The organism is Baekduia sp. (assembly GCF_035996765.1).
In the GTDB taxonomy this organism is placed as follows: Bacteria; Actinomycetota; Thermoleophilia; order Solirubrobacterales; family Solirubrobacteraceae; genus Baekduia.
Genome location: NZ_DASYJG010000071.1, coordinates 1 through 19,701, shown reverse-complemented (window position 1 = coordinate 19,701; position 19,701 = coordinate 1). Strand labels below are relative to the sequence as shown.

Here is a 19,701-nt window from a genome sequence, read left to right as displayed (position 1 = left end):
TCGACCTCGGCCTCGGCGTCCTTGGCGCGTGCCTTGAGCTCCTTGCGGCCGGTCCGCACCGCCTCGAGCTCGGCCTCCAGCTCGTCGCGCCGCGCGGTCGCCTCGGCCAACTGGGCCTCGACACCGCCCCGGCCGTCGCGCAGACCGGCCAGCTCGGCATCGAGCTGATCGCGCCGGGCGCCCGCCGCGGCCAGCTCGTTCTGCAGCGCCTCGCAGCGCCCGCCGAGCTCGGCGACCTGGCGCTGCAGGTCGGTGTCGCCGGAGCGTGCGGCGTCCAGCTCGCCGGAGAGCAGGCCGGCCCGCTCCTGGGCGGAGGACAGCTCGTGGGCGAGATCCTCGTAGCGCGCGGTCGCCTCGGCGAGGCGCTGCTCGGCCGCGGCCGCGCGGTCGCGCGCGGCGGCCAGCTCGCCGTCGAGCGCAGTGCTGTGCTCGTGGACCGAGGCGAGCTGGGCCGCGAGCTCGTCGACGCGCGTGGCCGCCTCGTCGCGCTCGCCGGCCGCGCGGGCGGCCTCCTCGCGCAGACGCTCCAGCTCCGCGTCGGCGCGCTCGAGCTGCTCGGCGGCCGACCGCGACGCGATCTCGGCCTCCAGGCGCGCCTCGCGCTCGACGGCCAGCGCCTCGCGCGCGGCGAACGCCTCGGCGTCGGCCGCCGCACGCGCTTCGCGCTCGGCGACGACCTCCTCGGCCGGGGCCGAGAGGCCGGAGGTGGCCATCTGGCCGATCGACGCCTGGAGCCTCTCGCGCTGCTCGCGGCCGACCTGCAGATCGTCGCCGGGCGCCATGACGACGCAGATCGCCCACGGCTCGCCCTCGTCATAGACCGGGAAGCGGCAGGCGCGCATCGCGCGGCGGCCGTCGCGGGCCAGGATCGTCTCGCGCGCGTCGAGATGCCCGTGGGCTTCGAGCACCAACGCGTCAAGCTCGGCGACGCGATGCGCCACATCGGCGGGCTGCAGCGCGTTGTCGGTCTTGCCGGCCAGGCGCGAGGCCTCGAGGCCGACGAGGTCGGCAAAGGACGGGTTGACGGCGACGTAGCGGCCCGCGGCGTCGCGGACGCAGGCGGGAAGCGTGGCCTCCAGCAGGGCGTCGGCCAGGGGGCCGAGGCGCTGCACGGCACCCGCGTTCGGGTTCAGGTTGGATCCGTCGGTCATCCGTGACTCGCGACCTCATCGACCCCGGAACCCGGTCCATCGGATCTTCGGGCGCGCTCGCGGACGAACGTTCGGGCCGTCACAGGTATTCTGGACGGACCACTTAACGAGGAAACCTGGAGCAGCAATGGCCGTCGAGACCAGCGTCTACAACGACACGACGGACGAGCAGAAGGCCATCATCGAGATGGTCCGCCAGTTCGTCGACGAGCAGATCATCCCCAACGCCGAGCACTACGACGGCGCCGACGAGTACCCGAAGGCGATTGTCGACCAGCTAAAAGAGTTGGGATTGTTCGGCATCACCATTCCGGAGGAGTACGGCGGCCTCGGCCTCGACCTCACGACCTACGTGATGGTCGTCGAGGAGCTGTCGCGCGGCTGGATCTCGATCAGCGGCGTGATCAACACGCACTTCATCGGGTCCTACCTGCTGCTCAAGTACGGCAGCGAGGAGCAGCGCGCCAAGTACCTGCCGCGGATGGCGACCGGTGAGATCCGCGCCGCCTTCTCGCTCTCAGAGCCCGAGCTCGGCTCCGACGTCCAGGCGATCAAAACCAACGCCAAGAAGATCGCTGACGGCAGCTACGAGATCAACGGCCAGAAGATGTGGGTGACCAACGGCTTGATGTCGTCCTTGGTCTTCCTGCTGGTCAAGACCGACCCTGACGCGCAGCCCACCCACAAGGGCTTCACCTGCTTCATCACCGAGAAGGAGGCGGGCGTCAGCGAGAATACCGGTGAGTACGCCGGCCTGGTGGTCCCGCCCAAGATCAAGAAGATGGGGTACAAGGGCGTCGAGTCCACCGAGTTGGTCTACGACGGGTACAAGTGCCCGGCCGAGAACATTCTCGGTGGCGAGGACGAGGGGCTCAACGCCGGCTTCGCGCAGATGATGGACGCGCTGGAGGTCGGCCGGGCCAACGTCGCCGCCCGTGGCGTCGGCCTCGCTCAGCGCGCGCTGGAGCTCGCGCTGAAGTACTCCCAGGAGCGCAAGACCTTCGGCAAGCCGATCGCCCAGCACCAGGCGATCCAGTTCAAGCTCGCCGACATGGCGACGCAGCTCGACGCCGCGCGCCTGCTGACGCGCCGCGCCGCGATGATGAAGGATGCGGGCCTGCGGTCGGACATGGAGGCCGGCATGGCCAAGCTGTTCGCCTCAGAGACCGCGCACTTCTGCGCCGAGCAGTGCCTGCGCATCCACGGCGGCTACGGCTACTCCAAGGAGTACGAGATCGAGCGGATCTACCGCGACGCGCCGCTGCTGCTGATCGGCGAGGGCACGTCGGAGATCCAGCGGATGGTCATCGGCAAGAAGCTGTTGCAGCGGCACAAGATCTAGGCGAGGCGGAGGTCGTTGCTCGCGCCCGATACGGTTCGGGTGTGAGCAGCGACGCACCGCAGTTGATCGAGCAGGCCGCCCGGAGCGTCCTCGACGAGGTCACGGCGCTCAAGCCGATGAAGCTCGTCGTGGGGATCGACTTCCACGGCCGCGGCGACACCCAGCAGTTCCGGCTCGAGCTGCCTGAGCTCAAGGTCACCAAGGACATCGCCGCCGATGCCCGTGTGCGCGTCGAGATGCGCCGCGACTTCTTCAACTTGATGGTCGAACATGGCGCCAAGGTCGATGACTGGGCCCAGGCCGTCCACGAGGGCCGCATGAAGGCGACGGGCGTCCAGCAGTACCTGCAGCTGATCCAGCGCGTGGTCGAGAAGCACCAGGAGCGCGCGCGGCTGCGCCGCGCGCATAAGTAGGAATAGCGCCCCGGAAAATCCGGAATAGAAGGCCGGCTTCAGCGTGCCAGGGCCGGGACCTGCTGCGTGATGCAGTGCGGGCCGCCGCCGCCGAAGGCGTGGACGACGCCGGGGACGCCGATGACCTCCTTGAATCCTTCGAAGGCGTCGCGGATGCGCGCGAGCGCCTCGGTGTCGAGGTCGGGTTGGCCGGCGGTCGGGACGATCACGAAGCGGTCGCCGACGTAAAAGTTCATGTAGGACGCGACGACCTGCTCGCCGTCGACCTCGGCGTAGGCCACGGGGTCGAAGTCGATGACCTCTAACCCGGCGGCAAGCGCGACCTCGCGGTTGTGGGCCATGTTGTCGTGGTTGGGGTTGTCGGGTGCGGCGCGCTGGAGCAAGACCGTGCCGGGCTTGGTGAAGGCGGCGATCAGGTCGACGTGGCCGTCGGTGTCCTTGTCCTCCAACAACCCCTGCCCGAGCCAGACGACGCGTGACACCCCGAGGTAGTCCTTGAGGTGCTGCTCGATCTCGTCGCGGCCCAACGCGGGATTGCGGTTGGGGTGCAGCAGGCACTGCTCGGTGGTGAGCAGGGTGCCCGTGCCGTCGACGGCGATCGAGCCGCCCTCGAGCACCAATGGCGCCCGGACGACCTCAGCGCCGGCGCGCCGCGCCAGCATCCCGCCGATCGCCTGATCGCTCTCATAGCCCTCGAACTTGCCGCCCCAGGCGTTGAAGCCGAAGTGGACCCCGACGCGCACGCTCGGCTCGATCACGTGGTCGACAACGAAGATCGGCCCGCTGTCGCGCAGCCAGGAGTCGTCGACGGCGAGCTCCACCACCTCGACGTTGCCGTCCAGCGCCGCGCGCGCCTCCGCGGCGTCGGCCACATCGCGGGCGACCATCGTCACCGGCTCGAACGCGGCGATCGCGTTGGCGACCCCGGCGCTCTCGCCCTTTGCGGCACTCAGCTGGCCGCCCCACAGCTCCCGCCGGCACGGCCAGGCCATCAGCGTCCGCTCGTGCGGTGCCCATTCAGGCGGCATCGTCAGTCCAGCGGCGGCAGGCGTCGTCATGGCGTTAGGCAGGATGCCAGCTAGCATCGCGACCATGGGCACCAAGGTGCGGCCGATCCGCTTTGAGACTGGCCTGTTGGACGAGCTCGAGCAACGCCTACATCGCGACGGGGAGGAGCTCTCGCATTTCGTCAACGCTGCGGTTGACCGCGCGCTGCACGGTGAAGAGCGAACGGTGCGCCTGATTCCCGAGCCGCTGTCACAGGAGGCGCTGGCCGATGCGGCGACCGCGTACCAGCACGCGCTGCTGGCACGCGACGACCGTCAGGCCCGCGCGCAGATCGAGGGGCTCTTGCACCGCGGGGCGCGGATCGTCGACATCTACACCTTGGTCCTGACACCTGCGCTCGAGGAGATCGGCGAGCTGTGGTCGCTGGAACAGGTCAGCGTCGCCGACGAGCACTACGCGACCGAGGTGACCGCTCAGCTGCTAACCACGCTGGCGCCGGACCGGCGGCTGGCGCCGACACGCGGACGGCTCGCGGTCGTCACCGCCTCACCCGACGAGCACCACGCGCTCGGCGCGCGCATGCTCGCCGACCTGCTCGAGCGCGGCGGCTGGGAGGTCATCGCGCTGGGGGCGGCGGCGCCGGCCGACGCGCTGGCCGACCTCGTCGCGACCGAGTGCCCCGACGTCGTCGCGCTGTCGACCTCGACCGTCGGCCGGCTTCCCGGTGCCGAGGAGGCGGTCGGCATGCTGCACCGGGTCCGCCCGCGGCCGCTCGTCGCCGTCGGCGGCGCGCTCTACCGCGGACCCGTCATCGAGCTGGCGCGCGCCTGGGGTGCCGACATCGTCACCAGCGACCTGGCGCTGTTCGTCGACGAGCTGCGCGGGCGCTTTCCGCCGGCGACCGCCTGACGGCACCGCCCCAGCGCGTCGAGGGCCGATTGGATCTCGGAGAACGAGATTCAGTCGTCCCTCGACGCCGTGTGGGGCTAGGCTCAGCAGCGATGAGGCTGTTGCCCCAGGAGCAGGATCGCCTGCTGCTCTTCCTCGCCGCCGAGCTGGCGCGGGCGCGCCGGGCGCGCGGGCTCAAGCTCAATCAGGCGGAGGCGACGGCGATCATCGCCGACGGGATCTGCGAGCTGGCGCGCGATGGGCTGCGCTACGACGCGGTCGTCGTCGGCGCGTACGCGATCCTCGGCGAGGACGACGTGCTCGACGGCGTGCGTGCGCTCGTGCGGCGCATCGAGGTCGAGGCGGTCTTCCGGGACGGACGCCATCTCGTGGTGGTCGAGGATCCGCTCGACGGGGCGCCGCCCGCGGCGCCGGAGCGCGAACCCGACATCGCGTGGCTCGACGGCGCGGTGGCCCGGATCACCATCGTCAACGAGGGCGCGGTGCTCGTTGGCGTGACCAGCCACATCCACGTCTTCGAGACCAACCCCATGTTGAACTTCGACCGCGCGGCCGCGTGGGGGATGCGCCTCGCCGTGCCGGCGCGCACCAAGGTGTTCTTCGCCCCCGGTGAGCCGATCGAGGTCGCGCTGATCCCAATCGGCGGCGCACGCATCGTGCGCGGGCACGGCGAGCTGGTCGACGGTCCGCTCGACGAGCCGGGCGCGCGTGAGGCCGCGCTGGCGCTGGCGCGGGAGAAGGGCTACCGCGGTGCATAGGTCCGACCCTGTCCGACTTGGCGACACCGACCTCCACGTTCTCGCCGAGCGCGATGACGTCCACGGCCCCGACCAGCTCGTCCCCGGCTTTGGCAACACGATGCGCGACGGGCTCGGCGCGCGGGCGCAGCGCGGCGGCGTCGACACCGCGATCGTCGGTGGCCTGATCCTCGATCCGATCCTCGGCGTCCGCTACGCGTCGATCGGCGTGGCCGGCGGCCGCGTCGTCAGCGTCGGTCGCGCCGGCAACCCGGACACGATGGATGGCGTCGATGTCGTGCTCGACGTCGGCACCGCCGTGCTCGACGCGACCGGGATGATCGTGACCCCCGGCGGCGTCGACACGCACGTGCACTGGCTCTCACCGCAGGTCACCGACGCGCTGCTGGCCGGCGGGATCACCACGATGGTCTCCCAGGACTACGGCCCGGTCTGGAACCTCGGCACCAACCCGGAGTCCGGCCTGGCGACGACGTGGGCCGCGCTGGAGGACGCGCCGATCAACGTGGCGCTCTTCGTCCGCGGCTCCTCCTCGCGTGCCGAGCGCGTCGAGGACGGCCTGCGCGCCGGCGGCGCCGCGCTGAAGATCCACGAGGACGTCAGCGCCGGCCCGGCCCAGATTCGCACGGCGCTCGACGTCTGCGATCGCCACGACGTGCAGCTGGCGATCCACACCGACGGGCTCAACGAGGTCCTCTCGGTCGAGGGGACGCTGGCGGCGTTTGCCGGCCGCTCGGTCCACGCCTTCCACATCGAGGGCGCGGGCGGCGGCCACGCGCCCGACCTCCTGCGCCTCGCCGGCCGCGAGCGGATCCTGACCTCCTCGACGACGCCGACCGTCCCGTTCGGCGTCGACACCGCCGCTGAGCACGCCGCGATGGTCGCCGCGGTCCACGTGCTGGAGCCGGGGCGGATCCACGGCGATCTGACCGCCGCGCAAGCACGGGTCCGGCCCGCCACGATGGCCGCCGAGGGCGTCCTGCACGACCTGGGGATCATCCACATGCTGTCGAGCGACTCGCAGGGCATGGGCCGAGCCGGTGAGGTCGTGCGGCGCGCCTTCCAGAACGCGGATGTGATGAAGCGCGCGCGGGGCAACGCCGGATACGCCGCCGGCCTCGCCGACAACGAGCGCGTTCTGCGCCACCTGGCCAAGGTCACCATCAACCCCGCGATCGTCCACGGGCTGTCGCACGACGTGGGCGCGCTGACGCCGGGGCGCGTCGCCGACTGCGTCCTGTGGCTGCCCCAGCACTTCGGCGTCCGACCCGAGTTGGTGGTGAAGATGGGGGTGGCGGCCTGGGGCGCCAGCGGGGATGCCAATGCCACCACCATGCTCTGCGAGCCCGTCGTCGTCCAGCGCCAGATCGGCGCCCACGGGGCGGCGGCCGCCCGGCTGTCGATCGCCTTCACCAGCGCCGCCGCGCAGGACACCGAGCTCCCGACGACCCGGACGCGCTCGATCGTGCGTGGCTGCCGCGACGTCACCGCCGCCGACATGGTGCGCAACGACGTGCGCGCCGAGGTCGACGTGGCGCCCGACGGCTCGTCGGTGACCGTCGATGGCGAGGTTGTGGGGATCGCGCCCGTCGAGGAGGTCTCGCTGTCCTGGAACTACCTGCTCGGCTGATGGCGATCGCCGCACCACCAATCGTCCACGACCCGATCCCGTTCGGCTCCTGGCGCATCGCCGAGACCCGCGCGTACGCCGTCCGCCACTACGGACTGCACCGCGCGCGGTTGATCGCGCCGAAGGTCATCGTCGAGCACATGACCGAGAACGCGTCCTTCTCGGAGACCTTCAACACGTTTGCGCCGGACGTGCCCGACAGCGAGCTCCACGAGCTGCCCGGCACCTGCGCGCACTTCGTGATCGACACGAACGGGACCATCCACCAGCTCGTCTCGCTGAAGTGGATCTGCCGCCACACGGTCGGGTTGAACTGGACGGCGATCGGGATCGAGCACGTCGGCTTTCGCGAGGCCGGAGTGCTCGGCTCGATCAGGATGCTGCGTGCCTCGCTGAGGCTCACGCGCTGGCTGCAGGCGAAGTACGGCATCACCGACAACAACGTGATCGGTCACGCCGAGTCGCTGAGCAGTCGATATCACCGCGAGAACGTGGTGCGGTTGAAGACGCAGACGCACGGTGACTGGCCGCACCGGTTCATGGTCACCTACCGCCGCGATCTCGCCGCCGAGTAGGGTCCCTCACCATGGCCCTGCCCGAACCGTCTTCGTCCACCGCCGCGCTGGTCACCGGAGCCTCCTCCGGCATCGGTGTCGATCTGGCGCGCGAGCTGGCCGGCCGCGGCCACAACGTCGTCCTGGTCGCCCGCCGCGTCGACCCCATGGAGGCGCTAGCCGCCGAGCTGCGCGAGGCCCACGGCGTGCGCGCCGAGGTGCTGGCCGCCGACCTGATCGACCCCGAGGCGGTTGCCGCGCTGCCGGAGCGGGTTGCAGCGCTGGGCCTCGACGTCAACATCCTCATCAACAACGCGGGCTACGGCAGCGCGGGGCAGTTCGTCGACCTCGACGGCCGCTCCGAGAGCGACATGGTGCGGTTGAACTGCGAGACCGTCGTCGCGCTGTCGCACGCCTACGCGCCGGGCATGGTGCAGCGCGAGTCGGGCGCGATCCTGATCGTCGCCTCCTCGGCCGGGATCCAGCCGATCCCGGGCCAGGCGACCTACGCCGCGAGCAAGGCCTTTGCCTTGAGCTTCGCCGAGGCGCTGCACACCGAGCTGTCACACCTCGGCGTCGCGGTCACCGCGCTCTGCCCTGGCCCGATCGACACCGAGTTCGCGCAGCGCGCCGGGCTGACCGACGCGTTCGCGAGCCTGCCGTCGTTCGTCCGGGTGTCCTCGCCGGACTGCGCCAAGACGGCGATCAACGCGCTCGCGAGCAACCGCCGCATGGCCGTGCCGGGGATGGCGATCAAGGCCAGCGTCGTCTCGTCGCGATACACCCCGCACGCGATCCTGCTGCCGATGTTGAAGCGCTTCTACCCCGCGTAGGACTGCTCGCGCGCGCACCAGTAGGTGGTGCGCCCGCCGATCGTCCCGCGCGCCATGTCGGCTCCGCAGCGCGGGCAGACGCCGTCGCGCCGGCGGTGGGGGATGATCTCGCCCGTGTGGACGCCGCCGCGCTCGATGGCGCGGCGCGTGGCGGCGCGGATCTCGCGACGCAGGTGATCGAGCTCAGCGTCGTCGAGGCCGCCGGCCGGCCGGCGCGGATCGAGCTTGGCGCGCCACAGCGCCTCGTCGGCGAGCAGGTTGCCGACGCCGGCGATCACCGCCTGATCCATGATGCGCGCCTTCAGCGGCCCGTCGCCACGGCCGACACGGGCCCGGAAGTCGTCGCGGGTGACCTCGGCGGCATCCGGACCGAGGCGATCCAACCGCGGATCCAGGACGGCGCGGCCGAGCCGGCGCTTGTCGCGTAGCGCCAGCCAGCCGCCGTCGGCGAAGCGCAGCGTGAAGCGATCCCAGACCGGCAGGTGCTTGCGGCCGCCGTCAGACCAGTAGTCGCCGGCCGCGTCGTCGTCGATGACGATCCGTCCGGCCATGCCCAGGTGGAGGCCGAGCACGGGCCCGCCGTCAGTCTCGATCCACATGGACTTGCCCTGGCGGTGGGCGGAGACGAGGCGGTGGCCGACCAGCGCGTCGGCGATCTCGCCGGGTGCGTGGGGACGACACACATAAGCGTCAGCATCATCGACGGCGACGATCTCTCGATCGAGGCCCCGCTCGGCGATCAGGGCGCGAGCGGACTCGACCTCGGGCAGTTCCGGCATGGCGGTGCAGGGTACGAGATGATCGGCAGGCCATGAGCGACGCCGAGCGCAAGCCGATCCTCGTCACGATCTCGATCAGCCACTACTGCGAGAAGGCACGCTGGGCGCTGGATCGCGCGGGCATCGCCTACGACGAGCGCCGCCACCTGCCGGCGATCCATCGCTTTGCGGTCAAGCGCGCCGGCGGCCGTCAGACCGCGCCGGTGCTCGTCTGCAACGACGGCACCGTGATCGACGAGTCCTCCGACATCGTCGTCTACGCCGACGGGCGCGCGCCCGAAGGCCGTGGCTCGATCCTGGCCGACCCGACGCTCGCCGCCGAGGCTCGCGCGCTGGCCGACGACTTCGACGAGCGCCTGGGCCCCGCGACGCGGCTGTGGGTCTACCACCAGATGTTCGACTACCCCGAGCTGGTGCAGGTGTCGATGACCGATGGCGTGCCGACCTGGCAGCGCCACACGTTCCGTTATGGCAACAAGGCGGTCGCGTTCGCCGTGGCCAAGGTCCTCGGCGTCAACGACGAGAACGCCGTCGCAGCCGAGCGCACCTTCCGCGAGATCTACGCCGACGTCGACGACCGTCTCGCCGACGGCCGCCGCTTCCTCGTCGGCGACGCGTTCTCCATCGCCGACCTCACCTTCGCGGCGCTGTCAGCGCCGCTGATCGCCCCGCCGGAGTACGGCGTGCGCCTCCCGTCCGTCGACGAGCTGCCACCCGGCATGCGCCCGACCGTCGAGGAGCTTCGCGAAACACCCGCGGGCCAGCACGCCCTGCGGATGTTCGCGACCGAGCGCAGCTAGCGCAGGCGCCGGAGGCCGGCGATGATCTGGTCGCGGTCCTCGCTGGTGACGCCGAGCGCGTCGGTCTCGGCTTGAACCGCGGCGAGCTCTTGGACGTTGTTGGCGCGGCCATGGCGCACGACGGCGTCGGAGACCGGCAGCGCGGCCCCGATCGCCGCCGACAGGCCCAGCAGCGTCTGCTGCGTGCCGTCGCTGAGGTCGAAGCCGAGCACGATCAGCACCACGATGATCGCCTGACCGAGCGCGAGCTGCTGCGCGCGCGGCACGTCTGGCGTCTTGAAGCCCGTGGAGCCGTTGAAGACGGCGTCCCATGCCTTGCGCAGCGATGTCAGGAGTGCCATGTCAGGAGTCGTCCGCGGTGGTGGTGGTGGGCGCGGGCGGGGGCGCAGACATGGCCGGCGGGCCGGCGATGACGGCCTCTGCGGCGCGCTGTGCCGCAATGACGGCGGTCTCTGCGGCCGTCTCGGCCTCGGTGTCGACGAGCGCCCCTTGGGGCATCGCCACGTTCGCGGCCGCATCGGCCTTCGCGCGCACATCAGCGACGTCGGCCGCCGAGCACTTGGCCTTCGTCATCCAGTCGGCGACAGCGTACGCGCGTCTCGCCGCCTCTTTCGCGTTGATGACGACCTGCAGCATGTAGGGGCGGGTCGCCGCCTCGCCGGTCTTCACCCGGGCAGCCGCGTCGCGGGCGGTCGCCGCCGCGTCGATCGCCGCATTGACGTCATCCATCACCGTCGGAGGCGTAGGAGGCTCGGGATCGGAGGATTGCATCGAGCGCAGCAGCGCGACGAGCAGACCGGCGCCGAGGAGGAGGAAAGCGGCCACGGTGGCGATCAGCGCATCGGTGTTCGTCGTCGACTCCAGGGGCTGGGTGATCGTCGCACCCTGGTTTGCGGGAGGGTCACTCGCTGGCGGATCACCGATCGGTGTCGTTGGCGCGTCGCCCGGCGCCCCCTTGGCCGAGCTGGAGATCCTGATCAACGTCCGTCTCGACGTGGCGCTGCGCGACACGTCGCCGTGACGCACGTGCCACGTCGGCCGGCCGCGGTGGGCCGGGACGGTGACGCTGGCGAGGATGCGCGCCGCGGAGCGGTCGGCGGGGGCAGATGATGTGGTGCTGCCGGGGGCGGCGGTCGTTCCGGGGACGGTGGTCGACCCGGGGGCCGCGGTCGATCCGGGGGTGGTCGTGGAAGCGGGCGTCGACGACGACGCAGCGTCCTCTAGCGTGCCGAACTTGAGCGTGGAGCCGATCGGCTGCTGGATCGTCGTCGCACCGTCCTTGGTGGTGATCTTCGTGTCTTGGGTGAGGCTTGGGATCACGACCCACATGACCCCGGCGAAGACCACGATGAGGAGGCCCGCGGCGATCGCGAGCAGCACGGAGGAGGCGACCTTCATGACGCGTGCGAGCTGGGTGACGATGGCGCTCATGGCGCGACTATCCCAAATCCTGGACGTCAGCGATAAGAATTTGTGCGCGCTTGGCTCTCCCTAAGTGGGAAACGCGCACGGGGCGCCGTTTGAAGGGCGCCCCGTCGGTCATGCGAGTGGGTGTGGTGAAGTTGGCCGCTAGGCCAGCGACGCCTCGTTGTCGTACAACTTCAGCACCTTGACCTGCTCGGACGAGGTCGCGTCGATGCAGAGGCGGCAGAGGACGCACTCGTCGACGTTGCCGGCGACGATCTCGACCTTGCCGTTGGCGTCTGAGTAGATGTCGACGGGACAGACCTCGCGGAGCTTGGCCGCGACGGCCGCGTCGTCGACGATCGCGTCGGAGACCTCGATGCCGATGAACGTTCCGTCGGTCCTCATGCGCTGACGCTCCTCTCGGCGAGCTTGGCCTTCATGATCTCGGGGATCTCGGAGATCTCCTCGGCCACCGTGATCCCGGCCTCGGCGAGGCGCGCGATCTTCTCGGTGGCGGTGTCCTCCTTGCCCTCCACGATCGTGCCGGCGTGGCCGAAGCTCATGCCGGGCATCTCGTCCATGAACCGGCCGGCCATGAACGCGACGATGGGAAGGCGCGAGTTGTTCTCGGTCACCCACCGCGCCAGCTCGGCCTCCATGCGGCCGCCGGGCTCGGTGTAGATGACGATGCCCTCGGTCTCCTCGTCGGCCTCGAAGAGCGGCATCAGCTCGGCGTAGGTCTGGCCGATGATCGCGTCGCCGCCGATCGAGACGGCGGTCGAGATCCCGAGGCCGGCGGCGCTGAGCGTTGACGACATCTCGGTCGTCATGCCGCCGGAGCGGGAGATGACGCCGATCGAGCCCTTCTTGTAGGACTTGGCCGCGTCCTTGGCCGGGCCGCCGATGCCGCCCATCTTGATGACGTCGGGGACGATGATCCCGAGGCAGTTGGGGCCGATGATGCGGGCGCCGCGGAGGTTGGCAAGCTCGACCATCTGGGCGACGTCGCGGCGCGGGATGCGCTCGGTGACGATCACGATGATCTTGATGCCGTTCTCGATGGCCTCGAAGACCGCGTCCTTGGTGAACGCGGGGGGGACCGTGACGACGCTGCCGTCGATCGGCTGCCCGTGGTGGGCAACGGCCTGGGCGACGGTGTCGAAGACCGGCACGCCGTGGACCTCGCGGCCCAGGCGGCCTGGCGTGACACCGCCGACGACCTTCGCGCCCTTGCCGTAGTCCAGGCACTCACGCGTGAGGTTGACCGCCTCGCGCCCGGTGATGCCCTGGACGATGAACGTCGTGGTCTCATCAACGAGGATGCTCATGCTGCCGCTCCTTGGATCTTCTCGACCGCGCGCGATGCGGCCTCGTGCAGCGAGACGCTGCGGTCCGCGTACTCCACGCCGTACTTCTCGAGGATCTTGAAGCCTTCTTCCTCCCAGGCGCCCGGGATCCGGAAGATGGCGATCTTCTCCGCCGGGTCCATGCCCAGCTCCAGACAGGCGGCGATGACGCCGCGGGCGACGATGTCGACCCGTGTGTTGGACACGATCGACATCATCACGGCGATCTTGTCGACGCCCGGCTTCGACAACACCAACTTGGCCAACCCCTTGGCCTTGGCGACCGACGGGTTGCCGCCGATCTCGCAGTAGTTGGCAGGCTTGCCGCCGTACTTGCGGACCGCGTCAAAGAGCGTCAGCGAGCCGCCGCCGGCGCCGATGACCAGGCCGAGGTTGCCGCCGAACTCGGTGACGTTGCCGGCCACTCCGCGGTGGTCCTGGCTGTCGACGGCCTCGCCGGCCAGCTCGAACGGGGTGGGCTCGCGCGCCTCGCGCGTCTCGTCGTCGCCGACGCCGAGGTCCTTGAGCAGCGCCTGGTGGCGCCCGCGGGCCTCGTTCTCCATGTCCATGTGCGCGTCGAGCGCGATGAACGAGCCGTCGGCCATGCGCGCCAGCGGGTTGATCTCCGCGAGCGTCATGTCGTTGTCGACGAACAGCTTGGCGAGCTTGGTGAGGATCGGGACGAGCTTGTTCAGCGCGCCGCCGGTCACGCCCGTGGAGGCGATGACCTCCTTGGCCTCGAAGTCGCCGAAGGGCAGGATGTTGGAGAAGTGCCGGCGCCCGACCTTGTCGGGCTGCTCCTCGGCGACCTGCTCGATGTCGATGCCGCCGACCGGCGAGAAGATCATCACCGGCTGCTTGCGGGTGCCGTCCCAGACGACGCCGGCGTAGTACTCCTGCTCGAACTCGGCCTTCGGATCGACGAGGATGCCGCGCGGCACGTGGCCGTTGATCTCGAGCTGGAGGATGTCCTTGGCGTGCGCCTCGGCCTCTTCGGGCGAGTCGGCGAACTTGACGCCGCCGGCCTTCATGCGGCCGCCGGAGAGGACCTGGGACTTGATGACGGTGGAGCCGCCGATCCGCGCGGCGATCTCCTTCGCCTCTTGGGCGTCGGTCGTGAAGCCGTAATCGGTGACTGGGATGCCGGCCCGCTTGACGATCTCGCGGGCCTCATATTCGAAGAATCTCAAGGCTGGACGCCTCCGGTCAGGGGGAGGTGGGAGCGGCGCCGGAGCCTATAGGGCGCGGGCGCTCGCGGGAGTCGTGGTGTGCTCGCACGTCGCTGTGGCAGGCTCCCGGGGCGATGCCCTCGATCCTGCTGGTCCGTCACGGCCAGGCCTCCTATGGGGCCGACGACTACGACGTGCTCTCGGAGACCGGTTGGCGCCAGGCCGAGGTGCTGGCGGCCGAGCACGCGCGCCGCGGGCTGCGCTTCGACGTCGTCGTCAGCGGCGGGCTGCAGCGCCAGCGCGGCACCGCCGAGGTCCTGGCGCGCGCCGGCGGCACGCCGGTGGAGATCGATCCGGGCTGGAACGAGTACGACGCCGACGACGTCCTCACCCATCACGCGCAGACCGCGGTGCGGCTTGACGCCGAGCCCGGCACGGCGGGGCCGAGCGTGAGCTCGCGCGACTTCCAGGCGCTGCTCGATGGCGCGTTGATCGCGTGGATTGAGGCTGGGGACGCCGGCGGCGCGCGTGAGGCGTGGCCGGCGTTCGACGCGCGGGTGCGCGGTGCCCCGGAGCGCCTGGTCGCCCGGCTGGGCAGCGGCGAGACGGCGCTGGTGTGCAGCTCCGGCGGCGTGATCGGCGCCGTCTGCGCCGCGTTGATGGGGATGGCGCCGACGGGCCTGGTGGTCTTCAACCGCGTGGCGATCAACACGGGCGTGGCGCGGCTGGTCAGCGGGCGCCAGGGCGTGACGCTGGTCTCCTTCAACGAGCACGGCCATCTCGACGGCCTCGAGCCGTCGCTGCGCACCTACCGCTGACCGCCGCTGCTCGGGTGCTTGGCGCAGCCGTGATACTCGGCGGATGGACTCACCCCTGGATCGTGTGCTGCCGGAGTTCGCGCATCGCGAGGTGCACACGGTCACCGTGGATGCCGCCCCGGAGCTGGTGTGGGCGGCGCTGTGGGAGGTCAGCGGGAAGGAGCTGCCGGTGACACGCGTGCTGACGACGATCCGCGGCCTGAGCTCGCGCGGCGCCGGGCGGCCGCTGCTGGACCGGTTCGTCGCCGGCGGGTTCGGGGTGGTGCTGGATGAGGCGCCGCGGGCGCTGGCGCTCGCGGCCGCCGGGCAGCCGTGGAAGCTGCGCGGCGGTAAGCGCGTCCCGCTGCCCGACGGCGACGCGGAGGTCTCGGAGTTCGTCCGGCCCGGCTTCGTGTTGATGGCGACGTCGTTTGCGCTGGAGCCGCTCGGCGGCCATGGCGGCGGTCGCACGCGGCTGACGACCGAGACGCGCGTGCAGCCCACCGACGCCGCTGCCGCGCGCACCTTCCGGCCCTACTGGATGGTTATTCGCGCGGGTAGCGGCCTCATCCGCCACGAGCTGCTGCGGGCGGTGCGGCGGCGGGCCGAGAAGGCCGGCGCCGCGGCGGCTCAGGCCGCGGCGGGCGCGAAGCCGTAGGCCTCGGCCAGCTCCGGGTCCTTGGCGGCCAGCTGCTCGGCGAGGTCGACCATGACCTTGCACTGCTTCCAGGTCGCGTCGTCTTGCATCTTGCCGTCGATCATGTGCACGCCGCGGCCGTCCGGGATCGCCGCGATGACCTTCTTGGCGAAGGCGACCTCGGCGGGGTCGGGGGAGAAGACCTTCTTGGCGATGTCGATCTGCACGGGGTGCAGCGACCAGGCGCCGACGCAGCCGAGCAGGAACGCGGCGCGGAACTGCGCCTCGCAGGCGACGGTGTCCTTGATGTCTCCGAACGGACCGTAGAACGGCAGCAGACCGTTCATCGTGCAGGCGTCGACCATGCGGGCGATCGAGTAGTGCCACGGGTCCTGCTGGGCGGTGATGCGCGGGGCGTCGGGGTTGTCCGGGTCTGGGTCGCTCATCGAGACGTAGCCGGGGTGGCCGCCGCCGACGCGGGTGGTCTTCATCCGGCGCGACGCCGCGAGGTCGGCGGGGCCGAAGCTCATGCCCTGCATGCGCGGGCTGGCCGCGGCGATCTCCTCGAGATGCGCGACGCCCTGGGCGGTTTCCAGTAGCGCGTGGATGAGGATCGGGCGCTGGATGTTGCCCTTGGCCTCCAGCTGGGCGAGGAGGCGGTCGACGTAGTGGATGTCCCACGGGCCCTCGACCTTGGGAACCATGATCACGTCGAGCACGTCGCCGATCTCGGTGACGAGCGTCGTCAGGTCGTCCAGGACCCACGGGCTCTCGAGTGAGTTCACGCGCGTCCAGAGCTGCGTGTCGCCCTTGTCGATGGTCTTGCCGACCTTGACCAGACCCTCGCGCGCGGCCTCCTTGCGGTCCACCGGCACCGCATCCTCGAGGTTGCCCAGCACGATGTCGGCCTTCGCGATCGTGTCAGGCAGCTTGGCCACCATCTTCTCGTTGGACGCGTCGAAGAAGTGGATCATCCGCGACGGCGGGAACGGAATCTCGGTGATGGGGTCGGGAGCACCGACCGCCAGCGGCTTGAAGAAGTCTCGAGGGCTGCGCATGGCTTGAACGGTATTGGAGACGCGCGCTCGGCAGCCTCGCGCGCCGTTGTCACCTCGGGCACCCACGGAGCGTCGAGGGACGACTGATGGTCGCTATCCGACTATCAGTCGTCCCTCGATGGCAGTGGCGGAGTCGCTGGCTCGAGGAGAGCGCGAAGGGCGGCGAGGACGATCGCGGGCGTGTCGACGACGTCGTCTTCCATGAAGCGCTCGAGGCCCCAGCCGGTTGCGCGGATCTGGCGGTCGAGGTGGCGGTCGCGGCGAGCAGCGGTGCGGGTGGTGTGGACTGCGCCGCCGTCGATCTCGACCGCAAGACGACGATCTGGCCACGCGAAGTCGACCTTGTGCCAGGCGCCGGGTGCGTACTCGATGGGATGCTGAAGCGTTGGACGCGGGAGGCCGGCGTCAACGCACAGGCGCAGGAAGCGGCGTTCAAGGTTGCTCTGCGTCAGGGATGCGTCGAGCCGCTCGGCGCCGAGACAGCGACGCAGGTTGCGCACGCCGCGCGGTCGTGAGATCCGCGCGAGCACGTCGGTGATCGCCTTGACGTCCAGCAGCCTCAACAACTCGGCCTGCTCGACCGCCCGCTCCAGTTGCTGCAACCTCAGCACCGCACCGAGATCGACCAACGTGCGCGCGACGGTCGTGCATGGAATGCCATCGAACACCCATCGGTCCTGCGGTCCATAGATCTTTGGCCGATGAAAGCGGACGCCCGCGCGGTCGCGCTCGCCGGTGCGCGGGACCATCACCTCCACGTCCCGCGGACTCCAGGACAGCAGTCCGACATGCTTGGCGGCGGAGCGATGTGAGAGCACCGCGCCCTCGCCGCCGGCGAGCACCGCGGCGAGCATCTGTGCCCGCGGCGGCTCTGCGCGATGTCCGACTGCGTAGATGCTCTCGTGCAGTCGGAGGAGCCGTCCCGCCTTGACCCATCGCGCGATCTGCTGGTCGGAGAGGCCGATCTGGCGCAACTGGTTGCGGGAGATCCGCCCTCGCTGACCTGATGCGACCTCCGCCACACGTCGAGGGACGACTGATGGTCGAATAGCGACCATCAGTCGTCCCTCGACGTCGCTGGTTGGGGTTGGGGAGGTGTTGGAAGCTCGATTGGTGCTCATGCCATCACTAGCCCCGCGCGCCAAGAACTCGCCCCCAGATTGACTCGCGAGTCAACGAAGCGCGCGCACTGGCATGCTTCGGCGCCGCACGTAGGACCCCGCCGAAGGAGAACCCCTCAGATGACCGACACCGACTTCACCACCGATCAGCGCGCGCGCGAGGCCACCGGCGCGCACCCGTACGGCCGTTACCTCGAGGAGTTCGAGGTTGGCGCGGTGTACAAGCACTGGCCCGCCAAGACCGTGACCGAGTCAGACGACCACCTGTTCTGCCTGATCACCATGAACCACCACCCGCTGCACCTCAACGACGTCTACGCGGCCGCCAGCCAGCAGGGCCGCAACGTCGTCGTCGGTCCGCTGGTCTACAGCCTCGCGCTGGGCATGAGCGTCTCGGACGTCTCCGGCAAGGCGATCGCCAACCTCGCCACCGAGGAGCTCAGCCACCCGGCGCCGGTCTTCCATGGCGACACGCTGTTCGTGGAGTCCGAGGTCCTGGAGAAGCGCGAGTCCAAGACCAAGCTCGACCGCGGCACCGTGAAGGTCCACACGCGCGTCTTCAACCAGGACGGCACGCTCGTGGCCGAGTTCAAGCGCCTGGTGCTCGTTCCGCGCAAGACCCCGGGCGAGTAGGCCCGGAGGGGCTGGCGGCGAATCATCGTCATCTCGCCTGACACGCCGGGCGAGGAGGAACCGCAGGGGTGGTGGTCATCGCCGCCACCCCGTTCCAACGGCCTGGACCAAACGGCACAGGCCCGGTCGAAGGTTCAGCCCGGAAGCTGCCCTTCGCCGTCTCGAAGGGGTACCTTTCCCTGGATGCGCACCGAGGTGGGCCGCTGTCCCCTTTACGCCCGTCTCCTTGAATTCGATACCGAGGAAGTGACGTGAGCATCACCGTTTCGACGAAGAACGCCAGGCTGACGGCGTGGGTGGAGGAGATCGCCACCCTCACCCAGCCGGACGAGATCTATTGGTGTGACGGCTCGGCGGAGGAGTACGACCGCCTCTGCCAACAGCTGGTCGACGCGGGCACCTTCAAGCGCCTCAGCGACGCCAAGCGCCCCAACTCTTATCTGGCCTGGTCTGATCCCAGCGACGTCGCGCGGGTCGAGGACCGGACGTTCATCTGCTCGGCCGACGAGCAGGACGCCGGTCCGACCAACAACTGGCGCGCCCCCGCCGAGATGCGCCAGACGATGAACGAGCTGTTCACCGGCTGCATGCGCGGCCGCACCATGTACGTGGTGCCGTTCTCGATGGGCCCGCTGGGCTCCGACAAGTCGCACGTCGGCGTGGAGATCACCGACTCGCCCTACGTCGTCGTCTCGATGCGCATCATGACCCGCATGGGCGCCGGCGCCCTCGACGTCCTCGGCGCCGACGGCGAGTTCGTCCCGTGCATCCACTCGATCGGCGCCCCGCTCGGCCCCGACGACACCGACGTGCCGTGGCCGACCAACGCCGAGGTCAAGTACATCGTCCACTACCCCGAGACCCGCGAGATCTGGTCCTACGGCTCGGGCTACGGCGGCAACGCGCTGCTGGGCAAGAAGTGCTTCGCGCTGCGGATCGCCTCGAACATCGCGCGCGACGAGGGCTGGATGGCCGAGCACATGCTCATCCTCGGGGTCGAGAGTCCGCAAGGTGAGAAGACGTACGTAGCAGCCGCGTTCCCCAGTTCGTGCGGCAAAACGAATTTCGCGATGATCGTTCCGCCGGCAGGCTTTGAAGGATGGAAAGTTTGGACCGTTGGCGACGACATTGCCTGGATCAAGCCCGATGCCGAAGGCCGTTTGCGCGCCATTAATCCGGAAGCTGGATTTTTTGGCGTGGCGCCCGGAACTTCCGTGGCGACGAATCCGAATGCGATGGCCGCGCTGTCGCGCGACACCATCTTCACGAACGTCGCGCTGACGCCCGAGGGGGGCGTCTGGTGGGAGGGCATGACGGACGAGCCGCCCGAGGAGTGCCTCGACTGGCGGGGGAAGC

At 70.1% G+C, this 19,701-nt stretch carries 22 protein-coding genes; 12 read left to right on the top strand and 10 right to left on the bottom strand.

Features of this window, described 5'->3' with window-relative positions; genetic code table 11:
• Positions 1-1,151 (bottom strand): PAS domain-containing protein (locus VGO10_RS16010; RefSeq protein WP_327470138.1); only part of this gene is annotated, 1,151 nt, incomplete at its 3' end.
• Between the two features lie 127 nt (positions 1,152-1,278).
• Between VGO10_RS16010 and VGO10_RS16005 the strand changes: the two genes are divergently transcribed.
• Positions 1,279-2,493 carry an acyl-CoA dehydrogenase family protein gene (locus tag VGO10_RS16005; RefSeq protein ID WP_327470136.1) on the top strand — a complete coding sequence of 405 codons (1,215 nt, stop codon included), beginning with the start codon at positions 1,279-1,281 and terminating at the stop codon, positions 2,491-2,493.
• A 41-nt stretch (positions 2,494-2,534) separates the two neighbouring features.
• Complete coding sequence (locus VGO10_RS16000) at positions 2,535-2,906, top strand: hypothetical protein (RefSeq protein WP_327470134.1); 372 nt, start codon at positions 2,535-2,537, stop codon at positions 2,904-2,906.
• 38 nt (positions 2,907-2,944) lie between these two features.
• Here VGO10_RS16000 and VGO10_RS15995 read toward each other — a convergent pair whose 3' ends face one another.
• On the bottom strand, positions 2,945-3,964 hold the full coding sequence (locus VGO10_RS15995) for an agmatine deiminase family protein (protein WP_327470132.1): 1,020 nt from the start codon (positions 3,962-3,964) through the stop codon (positions 2,945-2,947).
• A gap of 34 nt (positions 3,965-3,998) precedes the next feature.
• Between VGO10_RS15995 and VGO10_RS15990 the strand changes: the two genes are divergently transcribed.
• The 5 genes from VGO10_RS15990 to VGO10_RS15970 all read left to right on the top strand — a co-directional run bounded on the left by VGO10_RS15990 (position 3,999) and on the right by VGO10_RS15970 (position 8,598).
• A complete protein-coding gene (locus VGO10_RS15990; RefSeq protein WP_327470130.1) occupies positions 3,999-4,823 on the top strand; it encodes a cobalamin B12-binding domain-containing protein in 825 nt (274 codons plus the stop codon).
• Between the two features lie 92 nt (positions 4,824-4,915).
• Complete coding sequence (gene ureA, locus VGO10_RS15985; protein ID WP_327470127.1) at positions 4,916-5,581, top strand: urease subunit gamma; 666 nt, start codon at positions 4,916-4,918, stop codon at positions 5,579-5,581.
• Complete coding sequence (locus tag VGO10_RS15980) at positions 5,574-7,211, top strand: urease subunit alpha (protein ID WP_327470124.1); 1,638 nt, start codon at positions 5,574-5,576, stop codon at positions 7,209-7,211. Before ureA ends, VGO10_RS15980 begins: the two co-directional genes overlap by 8 nt.
• Positions 7,211-7,786: a peptidoglycan recognition family protein gene (locus tag VGO10_RS15975; RefSeq protein WP_327470122.1), complete on the top strand. Its 576-nt coding sequence runs from the start codon at positions 7,211-7,213 to the stop codon at positions 7,784-7,786. The genes VGO10_RS15980 and VGO10_RS15975 overlap by 1 nt, the downstream gene beginning before the upstream one ends.
• An 11-nt stretch (positions 7,787-7,797) precedes the next feature.
• Complete coding sequence (locus VGO10_RS15970; RefSeq protein WP_327470120.1) at positions 7,798-8,598, top strand: SDR family oxidoreductase; 801 nt, start codon at positions 7,798-7,800, stop codon at positions 8,596-8,598.
• Here the strand turns inward: VGO10_RS15970 and VGO10_RS15965 are convergent.
• On the bottom strand, positions 8,586-9,377 hold the full coding sequence (locus tag VGO10_RS15965) for an Fpg/Nei family DNA glycosylase (RefSeq protein ID WP_327470118.1): 792 nt from the start codon (positions 9,375-9,377) through the stop codon (positions 8,586-8,588). The genes VGO10_RS15970 and VGO10_RS15965 overlap by 13 nt on opposite strands.
• A gap of 32 nt (positions 9,378-9,409) precedes the next feature.
• On the opposite strand from VGO10_RS15965, the gene VGO10_RS15960 reads away from it, so the two are divergent.
• Positions 9,410-10,177 carry a glutathione S-transferase family protein gene (locus VGO10_RS15960; protein WP_327470116.1) on the top strand — a complete coding sequence of 256 codons (768 nt, stop codon included), beginning with the start codon at positions 9,410-9,412 and terminating at the stop codon, positions 10,175-10,177.
• On the opposite strand, the gene VGO10_RS15955 is transcribed toward VGO10_RS15960, so the two are convergent.
• The 5 genes from VGO10_RS15955 to VGO10_RS15935 form a co-directional block, all read right to left on the bottom strand.
• Entirely contained in the window at positions 10,174-10,518 is a 345-nt protein-coding gene (locus VGO10_RS15955; protein ID WP_327470114.1) for a hypothetical protein, read from the bottom strand. The genes VGO10_RS15960 and VGO10_RS15955 overlap by 4 nt on opposite strands.
• A 1-nt stretch (position 10,519) precedes the next feature.
• Positions 10,520-11,608, bottom strand: a complete 1,089-nt coding sequence (locus tag VGO10_RS15950; RefSeq protein WP_327470112.1) for a hypothetical protein — start codon at positions 11,606-11,608, stop codon at positions 10,520-10,522.
• Between the two features lie 138 nt (positions 11,609-11,746).
• Positions 11,747-11,989, bottom strand: a complete 243-nt coding sequence (locus VGO10_RS15945; RefSeq protein ID WP_327470110.1) for a hypothetical protein — start codon at positions 11,987-11,989, stop codon at positions 11,747-11,749.
• Positions 11,986-12,912, bottom strand: coding sequence for a succinate--CoA ligase subunit alpha (locus tag VGO10_RS15940; protein ID WP_327470108.1), 927 nt, complete (start codon positions 12,910-12,912; stop codon positions 11,986-11,988). Before VGO10_RS15940 ends, VGO10_RS15945 begins: the two co-directional genes overlap by 4 nt.
• Positions 12,909-14,120: an ATP-grasp domain-containing protein gene (locus VGO10_RS15935; RefSeq protein ID WP_327470106.1), complete on the bottom strand. Its 1,212-nt coding sequence runs from the start codon at positions 14,118-14,120 to the stop codon at positions 12,909-12,911. Before VGO10_RS15935 ends, VGO10_RS15940 begins: the two co-directional genes overlap by 4 nt.
• A 113-nt stretch (positions 14,121-14,233) precedes the next feature.
• Between VGO10_RS15935 and VGO10_RS15930 the strand changes: the two genes are divergently transcribed.
• Together VGO10_RS15930 and VGO10_RS15925 are read left to right on the top strand one after the other, a co-directional pair.
• Positions 14,234-14,917 carry a histidine phosphatase family protein gene (locus VGO10_RS15930; RefSeq protein WP_327470104.1) on the top strand — a complete coding sequence of 228 codons (684 nt, stop codon included), beginning with the start codon at positions 14,234-14,236 and terminating at the stop codon, positions 14,915-14,917.
• 43 nt (positions 14,918-14,960) lie between these two features.
• The gene (locus VGO10_RS15925; RefSeq protein WP_327470102.1) at positions 14,961-15,554 is read left to right on the top strand and encodes a hypothetical protein; all 594 of its coding nucleotides are present in this window, start codon (positions 14,961-14,963) and stop codon (positions 15,552-15,554) included.
• Here the strand turns inward: VGO10_RS15925 and VGO10_RS15920 are convergent.
• A complete protein-coding gene (locus tag VGO10_RS15920) occupies positions 15,527-16,591 on the bottom strand; it encodes a CoA ester lyase (RefSeq protein WP_327470100.1) in 1,065 nt (354 codons plus the stop codon). The genes VGO10_RS15925 and VGO10_RS15920 overlap by 28 nt on opposite strands.
• Before the next feature lie 104 nt (positions 16,592-16,695).
• Positions 16,696-17,613: a type IV toxin-antitoxin system AbiEi family antitoxin domain-containing protein gene (locus tag VGO10_RS15915; RefSeq protein WP_327470098.1), complete on the bottom strand. Its 918-nt coding sequence runs from the start codon at positions 17,611-17,613 to the stop codon at positions 16,696-16,698.
• 219 nt (positions 17,614-17,832) lie between these two features.
• On the opposite strand from VGO10_RS15915, the gene VGO10_RS15910 reads away from it, so the two are divergent.
• Positions 17,833-18,345, top strand: coding sequence for a MaoC family dehydratase (locus VGO10_RS15910; RefSeq protein ID WP_327470096.1), 513 nt, complete (start codon positions 17,833-17,835; stop codon positions 18,343-18,345).
• Positions 18,346-18,596: 251 nt separating this feature from the next.
• On the top strand, positions 18,597-19,701 hold a 1,105-nt coding region (locus tag VGO10_RS15905), incomplete at its 3' end, for a phosphoenolpyruvate carboxykinase (GTP) (protein WP_327470093.1).